At 63.0% G+C, this 17,734-nt stretch carries 13 protein-coding genes, 1 tRNA gene and 2 riboswitches; of the genes, 9 read left to right on the forward strand and 5 right to left on the reverse strand.

The genetic code is table 11. From position 1 onward, the window contains the following. Nucleotides 1-170: 170 nt before the first annotated feature. Nucleotides 171-246: transfer RNA gene (locus tag VGH41_RS24100), tRNA-Arg, on the reverse strand. A gap of 283 nt (nucleotides 247-529) precedes the next feature. Between VGH41_RS24100 and VGH41_RS24105 the strand changes: the two genes are divergently transcribed. Continuing rightward, nucleotides 530-1,432: a c-type cytochrome gene (locus tag VGH41_RS24105; RefSeq protein WP_331600168.1), complete on the forward strand. Its 903-nt coding sequence runs from the start codon at nucleotides 530-532 to the stop codon at nucleotides 1,430-1,432. Nucleotides 1,433-1,552: 120 nt separating this feature from the next. Here VGH41_RS24105 and VGH41_RS24110 read toward each other — a convergent pair whose 3' ends face one another. Continuing rightward, a complete protein-coding gene (locus VGH41_RS24110; RefSeq protein ID WP_331600170.1) occupies nucleotides 1,553-3,637 on the reverse strand; it encodes a UvrD-helicase domain-containing protein in 2,085 nt (694 codons plus the stop codon). 270 nt (nucleotides 3,638-3,907) lie between these two features. Between VGH41_RS24110 and VGH41_RS24115 the strand changes: the two genes are divergently transcribed. Both VGH41_RS24115 and VGH41_RS24120 read left to right on the forward strand, forming a co-directional pair. Beyond that, nucleotides 3,908-4,960, forward strand: a complete 1,053-nt coding sequence (locus tag VGH41_RS24115) for an oxidoreductase (protein ID WP_331600171.1) — start codon at nucleotides 3,908-3,910, stop codon at nucleotides 4,958-4,960. A gap of 281 nt (nucleotides 4,961-5,241) precedes the next feature. After that, entirely contained in the window at nucleotides 5,242-5,592 is a 351-nt protein-coding gene (locus VGH41_RS24120) for a hypothetical protein (protein WP_331600172.1), read from the forward strand. A 129-nt stretch (nucleotides 5,593-5,721) separates the two neighbouring features. Here VGH41_RS24120 and VGH41_RS24125 read toward each other — a convergent pair whose 3' ends face one another. Beyond that, nucleotides 5,722-6,546, reverse strand: a complete 825-nt coding sequence (locus VGH41_RS24125; RefSeq protein WP_331600173.1) for a hypothetical protein — start codon at nucleotides 6,544-6,546, stop codon at nucleotides 5,722-5,724. 249 nt (nucleotides 6,547-6,795) lie between these two features. Beyond that, nucleotides 6,796-6,896, forward strand: a riboswitch (glycine riboswitch). Between the two features lie 47 nt (nucleotides 6,897-6,943). Further along, a riboswitch (glycine riboswitch) is annotated at nucleotides 6,944-7,095 on the forward strand. Nucleotides 7,096-7,180: 85 nt separating this feature from the next. Here VGH41_RS24125 and gcvT point away from each other — a divergent pair. The 6 genes from gcvT to VGH41_RS24155 all read left to right on the forward strand — a co-directional run bounded on the left by gcvT (nucleotide 7,181) and on the right by VGH41_RS24155 (nucleotide 16,330). Beyond that, nucleotides 7,181-8,299 (forward strand): glycine cleavage system aminomethyltransferase GcvT, encoded by a 1,119-nt coding sequence (gcvT, locus tag VGH41_RS24130; RefSeq protein WP_331600174.1) that lies wholly within the window; start codon nucleotides 7,181-7,183, stop codon nucleotides 8,297-8,299. Between the two features lie 70 nt (nucleotides 8,300-8,369). Continuing rightward, a complete protein-coding gene (gene gcvH / locus VGH41_RS24135) occupies nucleotides 8,370-8,750 on the forward strand; it encodes a glycine cleavage system protein GcvH (RefSeq protein ID WP_331600176.1) in 381 nt (126 codons plus the stop codon). A 76-nt stretch (nucleotides 8,751-8,826) separates the two neighbouring features. Beyond that, nucleotides 8,827-11,757 (forward strand): aminomethyl-transferring glycine dehydrogenase, encoded by a 2,931-nt coding sequence (gene gcvP / locus VGH41_RS24140; protein ID WP_331600177.1) that lies wholly within the window; start codon nucleotides 8,827-8,829, stop codon nucleotides 11,755-11,757. 115 nt (nucleotides 11,758-11,872) lie between these two features. Beyond that, nucleotides 11,873-13,012 (forward strand): alginate lyase family protein, encoded by a 1,140-nt coding sequence (locus VGH41_RS24145; RefSeq protein ID WP_331600178.1) that lies wholly within the window; start codon nucleotides 11,873-11,875, stop codon nucleotides 13,010-13,012. 28 nt (nucleotides 13,013-13,040) lie between these two features. Then, nucleotides 13,041-14,429, forward strand: coding sequence for an L-serine ammonia-lyase (locus VGH41_RS24150; RefSeq protein ID WP_331600179.1), 1,389 nt, complete (start codon nucleotides 13,041-13,043; stop codon nucleotides 14,427-14,429). Between the two features lie 173 nt (nucleotides 14,430-14,602). Then, nucleotides 14,603-16,330: a thiamine pyrophosphate-binding protein gene (locus tag VGH41_RS24155; protein ID WP_331600180.1), complete on the forward strand. Its 1,728-nt coding sequence runs from the start codon at nucleotides 14,603-14,605 to the stop codon at nucleotides 16,328-16,330. Nucleotides 16,331-16,334: 4 nt separating this feature from the next. Here the strand turns inward: VGH41_RS24155 and VGH41_RS24160 are convergent, their stop codons facing one another. Both VGH41_RS24160 and VGH41_RS24165 read right to left on the reverse strand, forming a co-directional pair. Continuing rightward, nucleotides 16,335-16,967 carry a hypothetical protein gene (locus VGH41_RS24160; RefSeq protein ID WP_331600182.1) on the reverse strand — a complete coding sequence of 211 codons (633 nt, stop codon included), beginning with the start codon at nucleotides 16,965-16,967 and terminating at the stop codon, nucleotides 16,335-16,337. Further along, complete coding sequence (locus tag VGH41_RS24165; protein WP_331600183.1) at nucleotides 16,964-17,263, reverse strand: hypothetical protein; 300 nt, start codon at nucleotides 17,261-17,263, stop codon at nucleotides 16,964-16,966. Before VGH41_RS24165 ends, VGH41_RS24160 begins: the two co-directional genes overlap by 4 nt. Nucleotides 17,264-17,734 lie beyond the last annotated feature (471 nt).

A 17,734-nucleotide genomic window follows, 5' to 3' on the forward strand; every position in this document is an offset into this window, starting at 1 on the left:
ACGCTGGAGATGGTGCAACGTTACGCGCACCCGTCGGCCGATCACCTGGCACGCTGGGTTCAGCCGCACACGCAGGTTGTCGACCTTCAGACGGCCGCCGGCTGACTGTATTTTCACTGTACCGGAGGGAATCGATGACGTAGAAGAACCGCTGAGAGCCTTACTGCTATTGGCGCGCCCGGCTGGGATCGAACCAGCAACCCCTGCCTTCGGAGGGCAGTACTCTATCCATTGAGCTACGGGCGCTTCGACACGAAAGCGCCATGAAAGAAAACGGCGCTCATTCGAGACCGAGAGAATACCCGGTTTCCGCCGGCCCGTCCACCGGACGGCCTTTTCAGCCCAACTGCTCCACCCGAAACCCGCCGCCACGCAGCATCCACGCTACGGGTAAACGCCCGCTGAAGAGCCCCCGGCGCCGCTCGCCGCCGCTGAAACGTTGCGTCTATAATCGTCGGTGGCTAAATAAAGAAATGGTCGTTGCCGTCACGCTGTACCGCTCACAATATTTACGGGAGACGAGACAAGCATGAGCGAAGCACCACACGAAGCCCCGATCAAAACCCCCGCACAGCTCGTTGCCGCGATCATCGCCGGTTTTGCTGTCCCAATCGTCATCATCGTCCTTCTCGCGGTCTACGCGGACAACTGGACGCGCACGGGCGCCGGCACCGACAGTCTCTCCGACGCCGAGGTCAGCGCGCGGCTCGCCCCCATCGCCCAGGTCGACATTCGCGACGCCAATGCGCCGCGCGTCTACAAGACCGGAGAAGAAGTCTACAAGGCAGTCTGCTCGGCCTGTCACGCCGCCGGTGCGGCCGGTGCGCCGAAATTCACCAATTCCGCGGACTGGGCGCCCCGTATCGCCCAGGGCTTCGACACCCTGTGGCACACCGCGTTGACCGGCAAGGGCGCGATGCCGCCGCGCGGCGGTACCAGCCCGGACGACTACAGCGACTACGAAATCGCCCGCGCGGTCGTCTATATGGCGAACAATTCCGGTGGCAATTTCGCCGACCCGCCCGCGCCGAGCGCGACCCAGGCCGCATCGGGCGCGAGTGCAGCGGCGGCGCCAGCATCCGGTGCCACCGCCGATGCAGGTGCCGCAGCGTCGCAGGCAGCCGCGGCGCTGGCCGCAATTGCCAGCGCGCCCGCCGCAGCGCCGTCCGACGCCGCGCAAAGCGCCGACGCTTCGCAGGCCGGCAAGGCGCTCTATCAGCAAGTCTGCCAGGCGTGTCACGCGGCGGGCGTGCTGAACGCGCCGAAGTTCGGCGACAAGCAAGCGTGGGCCCCCCGTCTGAAGGATCCAATGGACACCATCTATAACTACGCGCTGCACGGCAAGGGCGCCATGCCGCCGAAGGGCGGATCGAATGCATCGGATGCGGACGTCAAGGCCGCCGTCGACTACATGGTGAGCGCAGCGAAATAAGCACGCTGTAGAAAACAGAAAATCCCTGCCGCGCGACAACGCGAGCAGGGATTTTTTATCGCGGCCATGCAAACGCATGTGCATGTGCATGTGAAAATCCACGCCACGCCCGCGCCACCCTCAAGGCTTCTGCAACAACGCCTTCAAACTCGCCAGCCGGTCTTTCGGCGACATCGGCGCTTCTTCGGCCGTCGGCGGCGGGGCCTCGTCGAGACCCATCTCCGGAATGAAGCGCGACGGCTCGCATACCACCGTCTCTCGCGCGCGCTTGCGCTTCTTGCACCAGTTCAGATGCAGGCTGCGCTGCGCACGTGTGATCGCCACGTACATCAAACGGCGCTCTTCCTCGATGCGCGCGTCGTCGATCGGCGCGTCGTCCGAGCCGCCACGATGCGGCATGATGCCTTCCTCGACGCCCACCAGAAACACGTGCGGATACTCGAGCCCCTTCGACGCATGCACGGTCGAAAGCCGCACCGCATCCGGATCCTCTTCCTTACCCTCGAGCATCGACATGAGCGCGACCGTCTGGATCAGACCGAGCAGATTCTTGCCGGTATCCGCGAGACCGTCGGCGGTGTCGTACCCGGTGGACTCGCTGCCTGCCGCCGGCTCAGGCTTGGTGCCCTTGCGCTTTAACCACTCGATAAACTCCAGCACGTTCTGCCATTTCGACTGCGCCTGGCGCTCGTCGAACGCGTCGTACAGGTAGGCCTCGTAGTGGATCGCATCCATCAGGTCGTTGAGCACCTCGGAGGCGGGATCCTTGTCCGCGCGGTCGGTCAGGCGCTGCATGAAATCGCAGAAGGTACGCAGCGGCTCGACCTGGCGTGCGGACAGCCGTGCCTCGATGCCGCCCATATACACCGCCTCGAACAGCGAGACCTTTGCCTGCCCTGCGAACGAACCGAGCGCTTCGAGCGTCGTGTTACCCACGCCGCGCCGCGGCGTCGTGATCGCGCGAATGAACGCGGGATCGTCGTTCGCATTGGCGATCAGGCGCAGATACGCGCAGATATCCTTGATCTCGGCCTTGTCGAAGAACGACTGGCCGCCCGACAGCACATAGGGAATCCGCTCGCGCCGCAACACCTGCTCGAAGATGCGCGCCTGGAAATTGCCGCGATACAGGATCGCGTAATCGCGAAACTGTGCGCGCCGCTCGAACTTGTGCGCGGACAAACGAAACACCACGGATTCCGCTTCGTGCTCTTCGTCGTTGCACCCCGTCACGGTGATGGTGTCGCCCATTCCGTGCTCGGACCACAGCTTCTTTTCGAACAGCTTCGGATTGTTCGCGATCACGTTGTTGGCAGCGGTCAGGATACGCACCGTCGACCGGTAGTTTTGCTCGAGCTTGATCAGATGCAGCTTCGGAAAGTCCTTGCTGAGCTGCCCCAGATTCTCGAGCGTCGCGCCGCGCCAGCCGTAGATAGCCTGATCGTCGTCGCCCACCGCCGTAAATGCCGCGCGCGGCCCGGCGAGCAGTTTCACCAGTTCGTACTGGCACGCATTGGTGTCCTGATACTCGTCGATCAGCAGATAGCGCAGCCTGTTTTGCCAGCGCTCGCGCACCTGCTCGTTCTTCGCGAAGAGTTCCGCGGGCAAGCGGATCAGATCGTCGAAATCCACCGCCTGATACGCGTGCAGCGTCGCGACGTAATTGCGGTAGACAATCGCCGCCTGCTGCTCGTCTTCGTTCGCGGCAATCGCGATCGCTTCCTCGGGCATGATCAGGCCGTTCTTCCACAGCGAAATGATCGACTGGATCTTGCGGATGAAGCCCTTGTCCGTCGAACCCACCTGCTCCTGGATCATGCCGAAGCAGTCGTCCGAATCCATGATGGAGAACTGCGGCTTCAGCCCCACGTGCTCCGCCTCCTGGCGCAGAATCTGCACGCCCAGCGAGTGGAAGGTGCAGACCGTCAGCTGATTGACGGGCACCTTGCGGCCTTCTTTGCCAGGCGTCGTCAGCGTCTTGCCTTCGAGCAGTTTGCCGACGCGCTCGCGCATTTCCGCAGCCGCCTTGTTCGTGAAGGTGACGGCGGCGATATGGCGCGGCTCGAAGCCTTTGACTTCGATCAGGTGCGCGATCTTCTGCGTAATCACGCGCGTCTTGCCACTGCCTGCGCCGGCAAGCACGAGACAGGGACCATCGAGATAGCGCACGGCTTCGTTCTGGGCGGGGTTGAGGCCTGCGGACATCGTTTGTGGGTGGGTGTTGCGGTTGAAGGCGGGGCGCTGTGGGGACGGGTCGAATGAGCTGCCCGGCGCGAGAGCAGCGATGTTAACACGAAGAACTCGACGAAGAACTCGACGAGATCCCCGCGAAGCCCCTGACCGGACCCCGACGCGCTCCGGCCCCGCACCCCGCGCGCCGCGCCGTACTGCCCGTTCGCCATACATGCCACAATTACAGGCCACGCGCCGCCGCCGCGGTGGCCAAGCGGCGCGTCACTTTTGCAGGAAACTCATATGTCTGCCCCGCTGAAAACAGGATTGATGGGTTACGGTTTTGCTGGCGCCACCTTCCACGCGCCGGTCATCGAACACTGCGGTCGCGCCACCGTCGCCGCGATTGCAACGAGTAAAGCGGACCAGGCTCGTGCAGACTACCCGCGCGCCGCCGTGGTGCCCGACCTCGACGCCCTGCTCGCGCTCGACGAGATCGAGTGCGTCGTGATCGCCACGCCCAACGACACCCACTTCGAACTCGCGAAGCGCACGCTCGAAGCGGGCAAGCATGTCGTCGTCGACAAACCGGTGACTCTCACTGCCACCGAGGCGCTCACGCTGGCCAATCTCGCGCTGGCGCGCCACCTGACCTTCGCGCCGTTTCACAACCGTCGCTGGGACGGCGATTTCCTCACCGTTGGCGAACTGCTTGCGAGCGGCGAACTGGGCCGCGTCACGCACTACGAATCGCATTTCGACCGCTTTCGCCCCGATGTACGGCCGCGTTGGCGCGAAGAGGCCTCGCGCGGCGGCGGCCTGCTGTTCGACCTCGGGCCGCATCTGATCGATCAGGCGCTGACTCTGTTCGGCGCGCCCGCCACCGTGTCGGCCACCGTCAAGACGCACCGCGAGAACGGCGGTGCGGCGGACTATGTTCACTTGCAACTCGGCTACGAGAATCTCGAAGTGGTCCTGCATGCGAGCGCGCTCACCGCACTCGCACCGCCGCGCTTCGCCATCGACGGTACGCGCGGCAGTTATATCAAACGCGATCTGGACACTCAGGAAGACCAGTTGCGGGCCGGTCTGCGCCCGGGCGAGGCCGGCTTCGCCGGGGGCAACCCCGCCGGCGTGCTGCGCGTGCTGGATCAAGGCAATCAGGAAGTCGAGCGCAGTTTGCCGACTCGCGATGGCGACTACGTCGGCTTCTATCGCGCGCTGGCAGCCACGATCCACGACGGCGAGCCGTTCCCGGTCAGCCCGCAAGATGCCATCGACGTCATGACGATTATCGAACTGGCCGCGCGCAGCGAAGCGGAAGGCAGACGTTTGCCGTTCGAACGCATTCGCTGACATCCCCGGGCAACGCGCACCTTACATGGCGCGAACCGCCGGTAACAGTTCCGAAAGGAACGCTTCGTTACAATATGTTGCCGCATCCGGGTCAGCGTGTGTCAACGCTTGAGCGTTGCTACACGGTGTCGATCTGGCGATCGATCACGAAGATCACAGCGGCAACTTTTTTTTGCGCGAGGCTCGGGGCTGTGCCTGGCACGCACTTCGGTCGACTGCATTTTGCATGGGACCGGAGCAGGCGCTAAAGCGCCAGCCCCGGCCAAAATTGGAGAGTAGGTATGCAACGTTTCATCCGTGCGCTGGCTGGCTGCGCGCTGGTTTCCTCGCTAGCGGCCTGCGTAGTGACGCAGCCGCAAGCACCCGCACCGCATCCGGACGCACACGAAATCGCCGTACAACGGCTCAGACAGGTCGACGGTCGCGCCGACAACCTCAGCCGTCGCATCGACGCGCACGTCAACGCAGGCATGTACCCGCCGCCGCAAGGGGGCGCACTGCATCACCGCCTCGACGTGATCCGCCAGGAAGCGCATGACATGGCCGCCCAACATGGCGGCGGTCTGTCCGCCGACGAACAGCGCGTGCTGAATCAGGAACTGGAAGGCGCAGCACACGCGATCGGCGAATAAGTCTTTGGCAATCTGCGTGAGCCGCACAGGCGCGGGGATCACACCCCGCGCCTTTTTTGTATCTGCAAACGGACGGTTTCGTTCCGACGTCGTCACGCTCACTCGCGCTGGTCCATCGCACCACGACACTCAGCGTAATGACACCATCCGCTGCGCTGCCCGGCTGAGCAGAGAAGCGAAGGCACTCAGGTACTCGGAACGGCCCGTTTCGACTGCGGCCAGCTTGAGGGCATCCAGCATCATCAACTCCTCGCCGATGTGCCCCGCACCTGGATAGAGACGTGGCATCGCCAGTGGATTGCAAGCTTGCACGCGCCAGTGCGGCTCGGTGACGAGCAGCAGCGAAATGATCCGCTCGATCATGAAAACTTTAGTCGGGGTCGCGCCGCTACTGTGGTCGATCGTGTCGCTGAGCGCCGCGGCCAATGGCCCCGTGTTCTTCTCGGCGATCTCAAAGAGCCTTTCCGCCTTGCTCAGCCAGTGGCGCCAAAAGCGCGGTTTGGCAACGAAGTAATTGCAGAACACGATCTGCCTGGAATCCATCACCAGGCTTTCAAGGTCGACGTGCGGCGCGAGCAAACGGCTACATTCGACGAACACCGGCCAGGCTTTTGGATGCCCGTTGGCACCCTGGGCAAAGATGTTCGGGAACAGTGCACCGGCATCGAAGAACGGTGAAAACGTCACGATGTCAGTGGACGCAGCATCTTCAATCGACCCCAGAAACCGATGCACCTCGGCAGCGCTCAGCCCGGTTTTCGCTGTGAATTTCGGCGACAGGAAGCCGTAAAACGCGTCGTCGTCGAGCGTCTCGCGGGCGAGGAAGTTGCGGATCGGCCAGTACTCGCACCAGTCGGGGCGCTGATTGATGTTGTCGAGCGGAATGAATCCGCTATCGAGGGCCCGGCGCGTTTCCTCGGAATAGAAAATCTGATGAATGTAGGCTTTCTGCATGGTGGGGCCTGGATTCCGACGACGTAGCGCTGCGGTTCATCAGCGCAGCCAGGCGCGACGACCGGCTGCGGGCCAGTATATTCAGACCCCGATGGCTGCCGTAGCCGGTGAATTCTGAAAATGCGCCCCATCAAGGACGTATTTGCCGTCAGCACCCAGGCTTCTTTTTGGCGGAATTGCGCGCGCTGCGCTATCACGCGCGCCTCGAAGACCTTCATTTGACAAGCCTCAAGCCCTCGCGTACATTCGCCGCACGCGTCGGGAGAGCGCGCTGGCCGCTGTGTTGAGCAGGCCGCGCCGCCGAAGGGGCACACCCGCAAACTCTCAGGCAAAAGGACCGACCGCGTCGAAGAACCCGTCTGATACCGGCATCTTCCGGACTGAATCAGGCACCGGTTTTTCGCACTCTGGAGAGCGGCAGTAGCCACCGGCATCGAACTCATTCGTGCCAGGCAGGCTGCCCACCGAAGGGGCGCGCGTTTTACCGTGGTGAATGGCACATTCACACGGTGGCGCAATCTCTCAGGTATCGAGGACAGAGGGGTCATGCAAAGACATCGCTCGCAGGCGTCAAGCCGCGAGGGATCGAGCCGCATGGCCTTTTTTGTTTCCGTCGAGATTGCCTGAGGCCCTGATGACCGAACTCAAACACACCCCGCTTAACGCCACCCATCGTGCGCTGAACGCCCGCATGGTCGATTTCGGCGGCTGGGACATGCCCGTCAACTACGGCTCGCAAATCGACGAACACCGCGCGGTGCGAACCGACGCCGGCATGTTCGACGTGTCGCACATGTGCGTGATCGATTTCACCGGCGAGCGTGTGCGCGCCTTCTTCGAATTCGCGCTGGCCAATAACGTCGCCAAGCTGCAAACGCCGGGCCGCGCGCTGTATTCGTGTCTGCTGAATACCAACGGCGGCGTGATCGACGACCTGATCGTGTATTTCTTCGCGGAAGATCATTTCCGCGCGGTGGTCAACGCGGGGACCGCCGACAAAGACATCGCCTGGTTCGGTCAGTTGGATGCCGAAGGCGGCTACGGTCTCACCATCACGCCGCGCCGCGATCTGGCGATCGTCGCCGTGCAAGGCCCGAACGCGCGCCACAAGGTCTGGCAAGTCGCGCCGTCCACCCGTACCTCGACAGAACTTCTCAAGCCATTCAACGCCGCCATCGTCGAAGGCACGCCGTTCGGCGAATTGATGATTGCGCGCACCGGCTACACCGGCGAAGACGGCTTCGAAATCGTATTGCCCGCTGCCTCCGTCTGCGAGTTCTGGGACGCGCTGCAACGCCAGGGCGTGCGCCCGGCCGGGCTGGGTGCGCGCGACACGCTGCGCCTCGAAGCCGGCATGAACCTGTACGGCCAGGACATGGACGACAATGTCTCGCCGTTGGACGCCGGGCTCGCGTGGACGGTCGACCTGACCTCGCCGCGCGATTTCGTAGGCAAATCCCGACTCGCAGCGAACGGCTCGCAAGCCGCCTTCGTCGGCCTGATCCTGCAAAAGGAAAACGGCAAGGCGGGCGGCGTGCTGCGCGCGCATCAGAAAGTCGTCACGCCGCTTGGCGAAGGCGAAATCACGAGCGGAACGTTCTCGCCGTCCATGCAGGAATCGATTGCTTTCGCACGTGTGCCGAAGGGCGTGCAGGTGGGCGATGTCGTCCACGTGCAAATCCGTGACAAAGCCCTTCCCGCAAGCGTGGTAAAACTGCCGTTCGTACGCAACGGCAAAGTGCTCGCGGTCTAACCCGCCGGCGCGTGCGTCTCACTCTCAAGTCTTTTAAGTCAACACCGAACACACCGCATAGGAGCATCCGATGAGCATCCCGGCCGATCTGAAATACACCGAATCGCACGAATGGGTCCGCACCGAGGCGGACGGCACGCTGACGGTCGGCATCACCGACCATGCGCAAGAAGCGCTCGGCGACATCGTCTTCTTCGAAGTCCAGCAACTGGGCAAGACTGTAAGCGCCGGCGACACCGTTGCCGTTATCGAATCCGTGAAAGCCGCTTCCGATATTTACGCGCCGGTCTCGGGCGAAATCATTGAAGCCAACACGGCTGTGGCCGACACGCCGGACGCCGTCAACACCACGCCGTATGAAAGCTGGCTGTTCAAGATCAAGCCGGCGGCCGGCGCAGCACAAGACCGTCTGATCGACGCCGACGCGTATAGCAAGTCCATCGGCGCCTGAGCCTTTAAAAAAACTCGTCTTAACCGTCAGGTGCGGCGTCCCATGACCGTGGATGGCCGCACCACCAGGATTACCCATGAAGCTCGAACACCCGGATCGTCTGATGAACCGCACTCCTCTCTCGCTCGCCGCGCTCGAAGTGCATGACGCCTTCGCTGAACGGCATATCGGCCCGGATTCGGCCGACCAGCATGCGATGCTCGAAGCCCTCGGCTTCGCGTCGCGCGCCGCGCTGATCGACGCCGTGATTCCGAAGACGATCCGCCGCACTGAAACGCTGCCGCTCGGCCCCTTCGCCCAGCCGAAGAGCGAAGCCGAAGCACTCGCCGCGCTGCGTGAACTGGCGGACAAGAACCAGGTGTTCCGCTCGTACATCGGGCAGGGCTATTACAACGCGCACACCCCAACGGTGATTCTGCGCAACGTGCTCGAAAATCCGGCCTGGTACACCGCGTACACGCCGTATCAGCCGGAAATCTCGCAAGGCCGTCTCGAAGCCCTGCTGAATTTCCAGCAGATGGTGATCGACCTGACGGGTCTCGCCATCTCCAACGCCTCACTGCTCGACGAGGCCACCGCCGCCGCCGAAGCCATGACGCTGCTGCAACGGGTTGGCAAGCCGAAGTCGAACGTGTTCTACGTCGCCGACGACGTGCTGCCGCAAACCATCGAAGTGGTGAAGACGCGCGCCATGCCCGTGGGCATCGAAGTGAAAGTCGGGCCGGCAGCGGACGCCGCGAGCGCCGACGCGTTCGGCGTGCTGCTGCAATATCCGGGCGTGAACGGCGATGTGCGCGACTACCGTGCACTCGCTGATGCCATCCACGCGGCAGGCGGCCACGTGGTTGCCGCTGCCGACCTGCTCGCACTGACCGTGCTCACGCCGCCGGGCGAATGGGGCGCGGACGTGGCGGTCGGCAACACGCAGCGCTTCGGCGTGCCGGTCGGCTTCGGCGGTCCGCACGCGGCATACCTCGCCGTGCGCGACGAATTCAAGCGGCAGATGCCGGGCCGTCTGGTCGGCGTCACCGTCGACGCGCAAGGCAAGCCCGCCTTGCGTCTCGCGCTGCAAACCCGCGAACAGCACATCCGCCGCGAGAAAGCGACTTCGAACGTGTGTACCGCGCAGGCGTTGCTCGCGATCATGGCCAGCATGTACGCGGTCTATCACGGTCCGCACGGCCTGAAGACGATTGCGCTGCGCGTCAACCGGATCGCCGCACTACTCGCTGCGGGCGCGAAGAAGCTCGGTTACACGCTCGTCAACGAAACCTTCTTCGACACGCTCACGTTCGAAACCGGCGCGCGCACTCAGGCGCTGCATGACGCGGCCACCGCGAAGCGCATCAACCTGCGCCGCGTGAGCGACACGCGGGTCGGCATTTCGATTGACGAAACCACCTCGCGCCGCGATCTGGCCGATCTGCTCGCGGCCTTCGCGCAAGCGGCGTTCGTCGAAGAAGTGCCGCAAATCGACGCACTCGACGCTGACCTGCCCGCGCAAAGCACCGTGCCGGTCGCGCTCGAACGCACCAGCGCGTATCTCACGCACCACGTGTTCAACCGGCATCATTCGGAAACGGAAATGCTGCGCTATCTGCGCAGCCTGTCGGACAAAGACCTCGCGCTCGACCGCTCGATGATCCCGCTCGGCTCGTGCACGATGAAGCTGAACGCGACCTCGGAAATGCTGCCGGTCACGTGGCCCGAGTTCGGCCAGATTCACCCGTTCGCGCCGGCGGAGCAAACCGTCGGATACCGCGAAATGATCGATCAACTCGAGCAGATGCTGGTCGCGGCGACCGGTTACGCAGCGGTGTCGCTGCAACCGAATGCGGGCTCCCAGGGCGAGTATGCGGGTCTGTTGATCATTCACGCTTACCACGCGTCGCGTGGCGAAGCGCATCGCAATGTCTGCCTGATTCCCGCTTCAGCGCACGGCACAAACCCGGCATCGGCGCAGATGGCGGGCATGCAGGTCGTGGTGGTGGCGTGCGACGCGCAAGGCAACGTCGATATTGAAGACCTGAAGGCGAAGGCCGCGCAGCACGCGGATAAGCTCGCGGCGATCATGATCACGTATCCGTCCACGCACGGCGTGTTCGAGGCGAACGTGCGCGAAATCTGCGAGATCGTGCATGCGCACGGCGGCCAGGTGTATGTGGACGGCGCGAACATGAACGCCATGGTCGGCCTCACGGCGCCCGGCCAGTTCGGCGGCGATGTGTCGCACCTGAACCTGCACAAGACTTTCTGCATTCCGCACGGCGGCGGCGGTCCGGGCGTCGGTCCGGTGGCGGTGGGCGCGCACCTCGCGCAGTTCCTGCCGAACCAGATTTCGTCCGGATATGAGCGCGCGCCGAACGGGATTGGCGCCGTTTCCGCGGCACCGTACGGCTCCGCTTCGATCCTGCCGATTTCGTGGATGTACATCGCGATGATGGGCGCGAAGAACCTCACCGCCGCAACCGAAACCGCAATCCTCAACGCGAACTACGTTGCCAACAAGCTCGCGCCACACTATCCGGTGCTGTATTCGGGCCCAGGCGGACTGGTGGCGCACGAATGCATTCTGGATCTGCGTCCCATTAAGGAAACGAGCGGCATCAGCGTTGACGACGTCGCCAAGCGTCTTGCCGATTACGGCTTCCACGCGCCGACCATGAGCTTCCCGGTGCCGGGCACGCTGATGGTCGAGCCGACCGAATCGGAATCGAAAGAGGAACTCGACCGTTTCATCGAAGCCATGATTGCCATCCGCGAGGAAATCCGCGCCGTGGAAGACGGCCGCTCCGACCGCGAAGACAATCCGCTCAAGCACGCGCCGCATACGGCGGCCGTCGTAATCGCAGATGACTGGAAGCATGCGTATGCGCGTGAAACCGCGGCGTACCCGCTGCCGTCGCTGATCGCGAAGAAGTACTGGCCGCCGGTCGGCCGCGCGGACAACGTGTATGGTGACCGCAATCTCTTCTGCTCGTGCGTGCCGATCGCGGATTACGCGTAACGCCGCCGCAGCTGTCCTGAACCGCGCGCCACCTCGTGGCGGCGCGCGGTTCTGTCGTTCGTGTCCGCAAACGGCTAACATCACACACCGAATCAGCCCAACGAAGGAGTTTCGCATGGCGCGAAAGGTGCTATTGATGCAAAGCCGGAACCGCTCCAGGCCCATGCTGTCGTGGCAGGCCGTGGGCACCCCGCTGGCCACACTGCTGGTATGCGGCGCGATCCTGCTGCCGGCGCAACGTGCGCGCGCAGCGATGAATTTTTGTGCAGCGCCTGCGCTGCAAACCAGTGAACGCACCAACGCCGATCCCGGCGTCAAGACCCTCGTCAGTAATGTCGAAACGCATCTGAACGATCCCGCGCATGCCCTCGCCAGGTTGCATACCGAAGGCACGTTGCCGCACGAAGGCATCTACGACCAGAGCGTCGAAGCGGAGAAAGATCTCGACTTGCTGCGCGACGCCGCGCTCGCATGGCGCGCCACCAGCGACGACCGCTATCTGAAACTGGTCGACCGTCTGCTGTATGCATGGGTGACGACCTATCAACCGAGTTTCAATCCGATCGACGAAACGAATTTCGAAGGCTTGATCCTCGCCTACGACATGACCGCCAGCGCGCTGCCGGTGAAGACCCGCAACGCGGCGATGGCGTTCCTGACCAGATTCGCCAACGGCTATATCGCACAGATCGACGCACAACCGCGCCCGCTTACAGGCACATTTCGCAACAACTGGCAGAGTCACCGGGTCAAACTGATTGCGATGGCGGCGTTCACGCTCGACAACCGCAAGATGATCAACGCGGCACAACGTCTGTTCGTGGAGCACATTGGCGACAACATCGGGCCGGATGGTTCGACGGTGGACTTCAAGGAGCGTGATGCCTTGCATTACGTGACCTACGATCTGCAGCCGCTCGTCACGGCAGCATTGGCGGCGCGCCGGCACAACCGCAACTGGTTGCCGGAGAAGGCCGCGAACGGCGCGACGCTGGCCGCCGCGCTGAACTGGCTGACGCCGTACGCGATGGGTGCGAAAACGCATGAGGAATTCGTGCATTCCGAGGTGCCGTTCGACGTCAAACGTCGCGAGGCCGGCTTGCCTGGCTACTCGGGGCAATGGGATCCGAAGAACGCGACGGAACTGTTTCATCTCGCCGCGCGGCTTGACGGCAGGTATGCGCCGATTGCACTGCATCTGGCGCCTTCGCCGCCCGCATGGCTGGCCGTGTGCCTGCCGCTACCGGCGCGCTAAAACTTTTTCTTTTTTTGCAGGAGCAGTAATGGCAGTCAGCGTGTTCGACCTCTTCAAAATCGGCATCGGGCCGTCCAGTTCGCATACGGTCGGACCGATGCGCGCGGCGTTGATGTTCGTCCAGGGACTCGACCGCGACGGCCTGCTGCCGGCCACGGCTGCCGTGAAGGTGGATCTGTACGGCTCGCTTGGCGCAACTGGCAAGGGCCACGGCACCGATCGCGGCGTGATGCTCGGGCTGATGGGCGATGCACCGGATACCGTCGATCCGGATACGATCGCGCAGCGCCTGGACGCGGTGCGTACCTCGCGCACCTTGGCGCTGCTTGGCACGCATCCGGTGCCCTTCGTGCCGAGGGATCACATTTCGTTTTACCGTCAGGCGCTCGCCGAGCATCCCAACGGCCTCAAGCTGCGCGCGTTCGATGCGCAAGGCGAGACGCTGCGCGAAGCAACCTATCTGTCCGTGGGCGGCGGCTTCGTGGTAACCGCCGGCGCGCCGAACACGAAAGTGCTGAGCGCCGCCGATCAACTGCCGCACCCGTTTCGCAGCGGCAACGAATTGCTGGCGCTGTGCAAATCGACCGGCAAAAGCATCGCGCAGTTGATGTGGGAAAACGAGCGCGTCTGGCATACCGAAGAAGAAACGCGCGACGGCCTGCTCAAGATCTGGAACGTGATGCAGTCGTGTGTGGCGCGCGGCTGCGGCATCGGCAATCCGGATGCGGACGGGACCTTGCCTGGACCGTTCCAGGTGAAGCGGCGCGCGCCGCAGCTGTATCGGTCGTTGTCGGGCAATCCTGAGCTGGCGCTGCGCGATCCGTTGTCGATGGTCGACTGGATCAATCTTTACGCGATCGCCGTCAATGAAGAAAACGCAGCCGGCGGCCGTGTGGTCACGGCGCCGACCAATGGCGCGGCCGGCATCATCCCGGCGGTGCTGCATTACTACACGCGCTTCATGCCGGGTTCGAACCAGCAGGGCGTAATCGATTTTCTGATGACGGCGGCGGCCATCGGCATTCTGTACAAGCTGAACGCGTCGATCTCGGGCGCGGAAGTGGGCTGTCAGGGTGAAGTTGGCGTGGCCTGTTCAATGGCGGCCGGCGCGCTGGCCGCGGTGATGGGCGGCACGCCGGAGCAGGTGGAGAATGCCGCCGAAATCGGCATGGAACATAACCTCGGGCTCACCTGCGATCCGGTGGGCGGGATGGTGCAGATTCCGTGCATCGAGCGCAATGCGATGGCTTCGGTGAAGGCGGTCAACGCGGCGCGCATGGCGCTGCGCGGCGACGGCAGCCACTACGTTTCGCTGGATTCGGTCATCAAGACCATGCGCGAAACCGGCGCGGACATGAAGACCAAGTACAAGGAAACCTCGCGCGGCGGCCTGGCGGTGAATATCGTCGAATGTTGATGTTTTCGCAGCGTGAAGCCGCTGCAGACAGCGCCCCCGCTGCATGCCTTCGTTGATGCATTGCGGCATCCGTGCCCGCGTGACACCGTCTGTCGAGTCGGCGTAAGCTGTCGAAGCCCGTCGGCCCTCCCGTGGCCGGCCAGCCGACCGAACCGACTGGAGGCTTCATCGCAATGCCACTGCCGAACGTTCCCGCTTCCGCCACCACCACAGGTGCGCGCCTCGTAGTCGATGCCCTGCTGACTCACGGTGTCGAACGTGTTTTCTGTGTACCGGGCGAGAGTTTTCTTGCCGTGCTCGACTCGTTGCATGACGAGACCGAACGCATCCAGACCGTCGTCTGCCGTCACGAAGCCGCCGCGGCCAACATGGCCGAAGCGATCGGCAAGCTGACCGGTCGCCCGGGCGTCGCGTTCGTCACGCGCGGGCCGGGTGCGACGCACGCGTCGATTGGCGTGCACACCGCGTTTCAGGATTCGACGCCGATGATCCTGTTGATCGGCCAATGCGCGCGCGAGCATCTGGACCGTGAGGCTTTCCAGGAAATCGACTATCGGCGCATGTTCGGCCAGATGGCCAAATGGGTCGCGCAGATCGACGATCCGAGGCGCATTCCCGAATATCTCAGCCACGCTTTTCATACAGCGGCGTCTGGCAGACCCGGGCCAGTCGTACTCTCGCTGCCCGAGGATGTGTTGAGCGACGCGTGCCCCGCGGTACCCGGTTTGCCGGCCTATCACCGGGTCGCCGCGTCGCCTTCCGCGGCGCAGATGAACCGCTTGCAGGACCTGCTGGAGGACGCGCAACGCCCGATGGTGATCGCCGGCGGCAGTGGCTGGACGCCGGAGGCGTGTGCCGACCTGCAACGCTTCGTCGAAAACTGGCAGTTGCCGATTGGCCTCGCATTCAGGTTCCAGGACACGCTCGACAACGATCACCCGAACTACGCGGGCGACGTGGGCCTTGGGATCAATCCCGCGCTCGCGAAACGGATCCGCGATGCCGATTTGCTGCTGGCGCTCGGGCCACGCCTCGGCGAATCCACGACGAGCGGCTACACGTTGCTCGACATTCCGAAGACACAGCAAACGCTGATACACGTGCATCAAGGCGCGGAGGAGCTGGGCCGCGTGTATGCGGCCGATTTGCCGATCGTATCGGGCATGCCCGAACTCGCTTCGATGCTCGCTGCCTTGCAGCCACCGAAGCAACCCGCATGGACCGGTTCAGCGGATGAAGCACACCGCGCCTACCTCGACTGGCGCACGCCACGCCCGATTCCTGGCGACGTGCAGATGGGCGAAGTGATCCAGCAATTGCGCGCGCATTTACCGCACGACGCGATCGTGACGAACGGAGCGGGTAATTATGCGGCGTGGCTGCATCGTCATTTCTCGTACCGACATTTCCGCTCACAACTCGCACCGACGAGCGGCGCGATGGGTTACGGCGTGCCGGCTGCGATCGCGGCGAAGTCGCTCTATCCGGAACGAACGGTTGTGGCGCTGGCAGGTGACGGCTGCTTCATGATGTCCGCGCAGGAACTGGCGACGGCGATGCAGTACGACTTGCATGTGCTGTTCATCGTGGTGAACAACAGCCACTTCGGTACGATCCGGATGCATCAGGAGCGGCACTATCCGAACCGCGTGCACGGCACTGGCCTGACTAACCCGGATTTCGCGGCGTTCGCGCGGTCGTTCGGCGCGCACGGCGAGACGGTTGAACGGACCTCGGATTTCTTGCCGGCACTGGAGCGTTCGCTGGCGGCGAAACGCGCGGCGGTGATCGAAATTCGCATGCCCCAGGAGGCGAGCACGCCAGGCGCAACCTTGGAACAGATCCGTGAGCAGGGAAGGAAACTGCGGGCAGCGGAACACCAGCCGGGAGTAACGCGTTGACGTGCTACGCGGAAATGGCTGATAGGGCGCCGAGTTCGCGCATCAGCGCGGGCTTACGCGCCTGAATCACGTCGACCTGAATCTGGTAGATCACGGACTTGATCACTTCGGTCTGAGTCATCGTGGTGTCTTCGACCAGTGACTGGATGTCTTCAGCGATGCGCGGCGACACCTTCATGGAAAGACGGCGGCGCGCCGCGCCGCGCTGTTCCTTGAATCGCTCCAGGGCTGACCGATGGGCCTTCAGCAGTCTTTCCCTGGGGTATTCGCCAGACGCAAAGCGATGGAGATACAGGGTCATCAGAACCTTGCGAAATTCCGTCGAGCTGCTGTTATCAATGAGGTATGCGGCGAGGTCGAGCATATCCAGATAGATGGCGGGCAGGTGTGCCTCAATGGCTTTCACTTCTTTCTGACGCGCTTCGCGGATAGCTGGCGTGGACTGTGCGGGGATAGCCACGACTTCGTCGCACAGGTCGCAGACCGCGGCGAGGATGTTTTTGGCTTCGCCCTTGCCGTCACTGAACGGCACGTCGCGCCGAGAGAACGTGGTGTTCACGAGCTGCCGGCAACCTTCGCAGATTGCCTTGCTCTTCTCGCCTTCGTCGTAGAGTTTCGTGTGCATGGCTTCGCTCACTGGTGAACGCTAATAAACATGGTGTCGGGATGGCCGACAAAGTAAAACTTCACATACCAACCGCCTGATGCGATGACGTGGACATCAACCGAAGCCAGACAGTGATGAGGCGACGTGGTGTGTTCGCTGCCATCGCTCTTGACGATGAGGCCTTCGACAAACTCAGGTGTCACGTTTCCTGTTGCAAGCAGGTTTTTGACATCAATATGGCGCCGGGCTTCGTGCTGAAATCTGCCGGACCTGAGCGCGGAGATTACCGCGCGCTTGACCAGCTTGTAGGTAACCGGGATCGTCAATCACACCTCCAATTATACGACATGTATCGTACGAAAATCCAGCAATGAACTGTCCGTACTCCATCGTTATTGTGAAAGTGCGCGACAAGGAGAACGAGTCATCCGTTCGGCCAACGTTGCAGTGGGGAGGGAAGTGGCGTGACGACGGACAGCGCAGGAGGAACGGCAAGTTATGCCGCACGGCGGGGCGCGCAGCGCACGCCGGATGGATGACGGCTGGGTCACCAGGGCAGACGGTGCGAGAGCCGATCTTGTCTCGGACCACTAATGATCGAGAGCCGAGATGGACACCTACGAGCTAGCGGTGTGAGCCCGCTTTCTTTGCTCACTTTCTTTGCGGCGGTGTATGGACTGGAGACCTGGCGGCAAAGAACGTAGGTTCCGCCCCGCACAGGGGCAACACCAATAGACCACAAACGAATCAAGAAGAGGCCAACACAAAAAAGAAACGCCCCACGAGCCAGACAAGAC

It is taken from the genome of Paraburkholderia sp. (assembly GCF_036488795.1).
Taxonomy (GTDB): Bacteria; Pseudomonadota; Gammaproteobacteria; order Burkholderiales; family Burkholderiaceae; genus Paraburkholderia.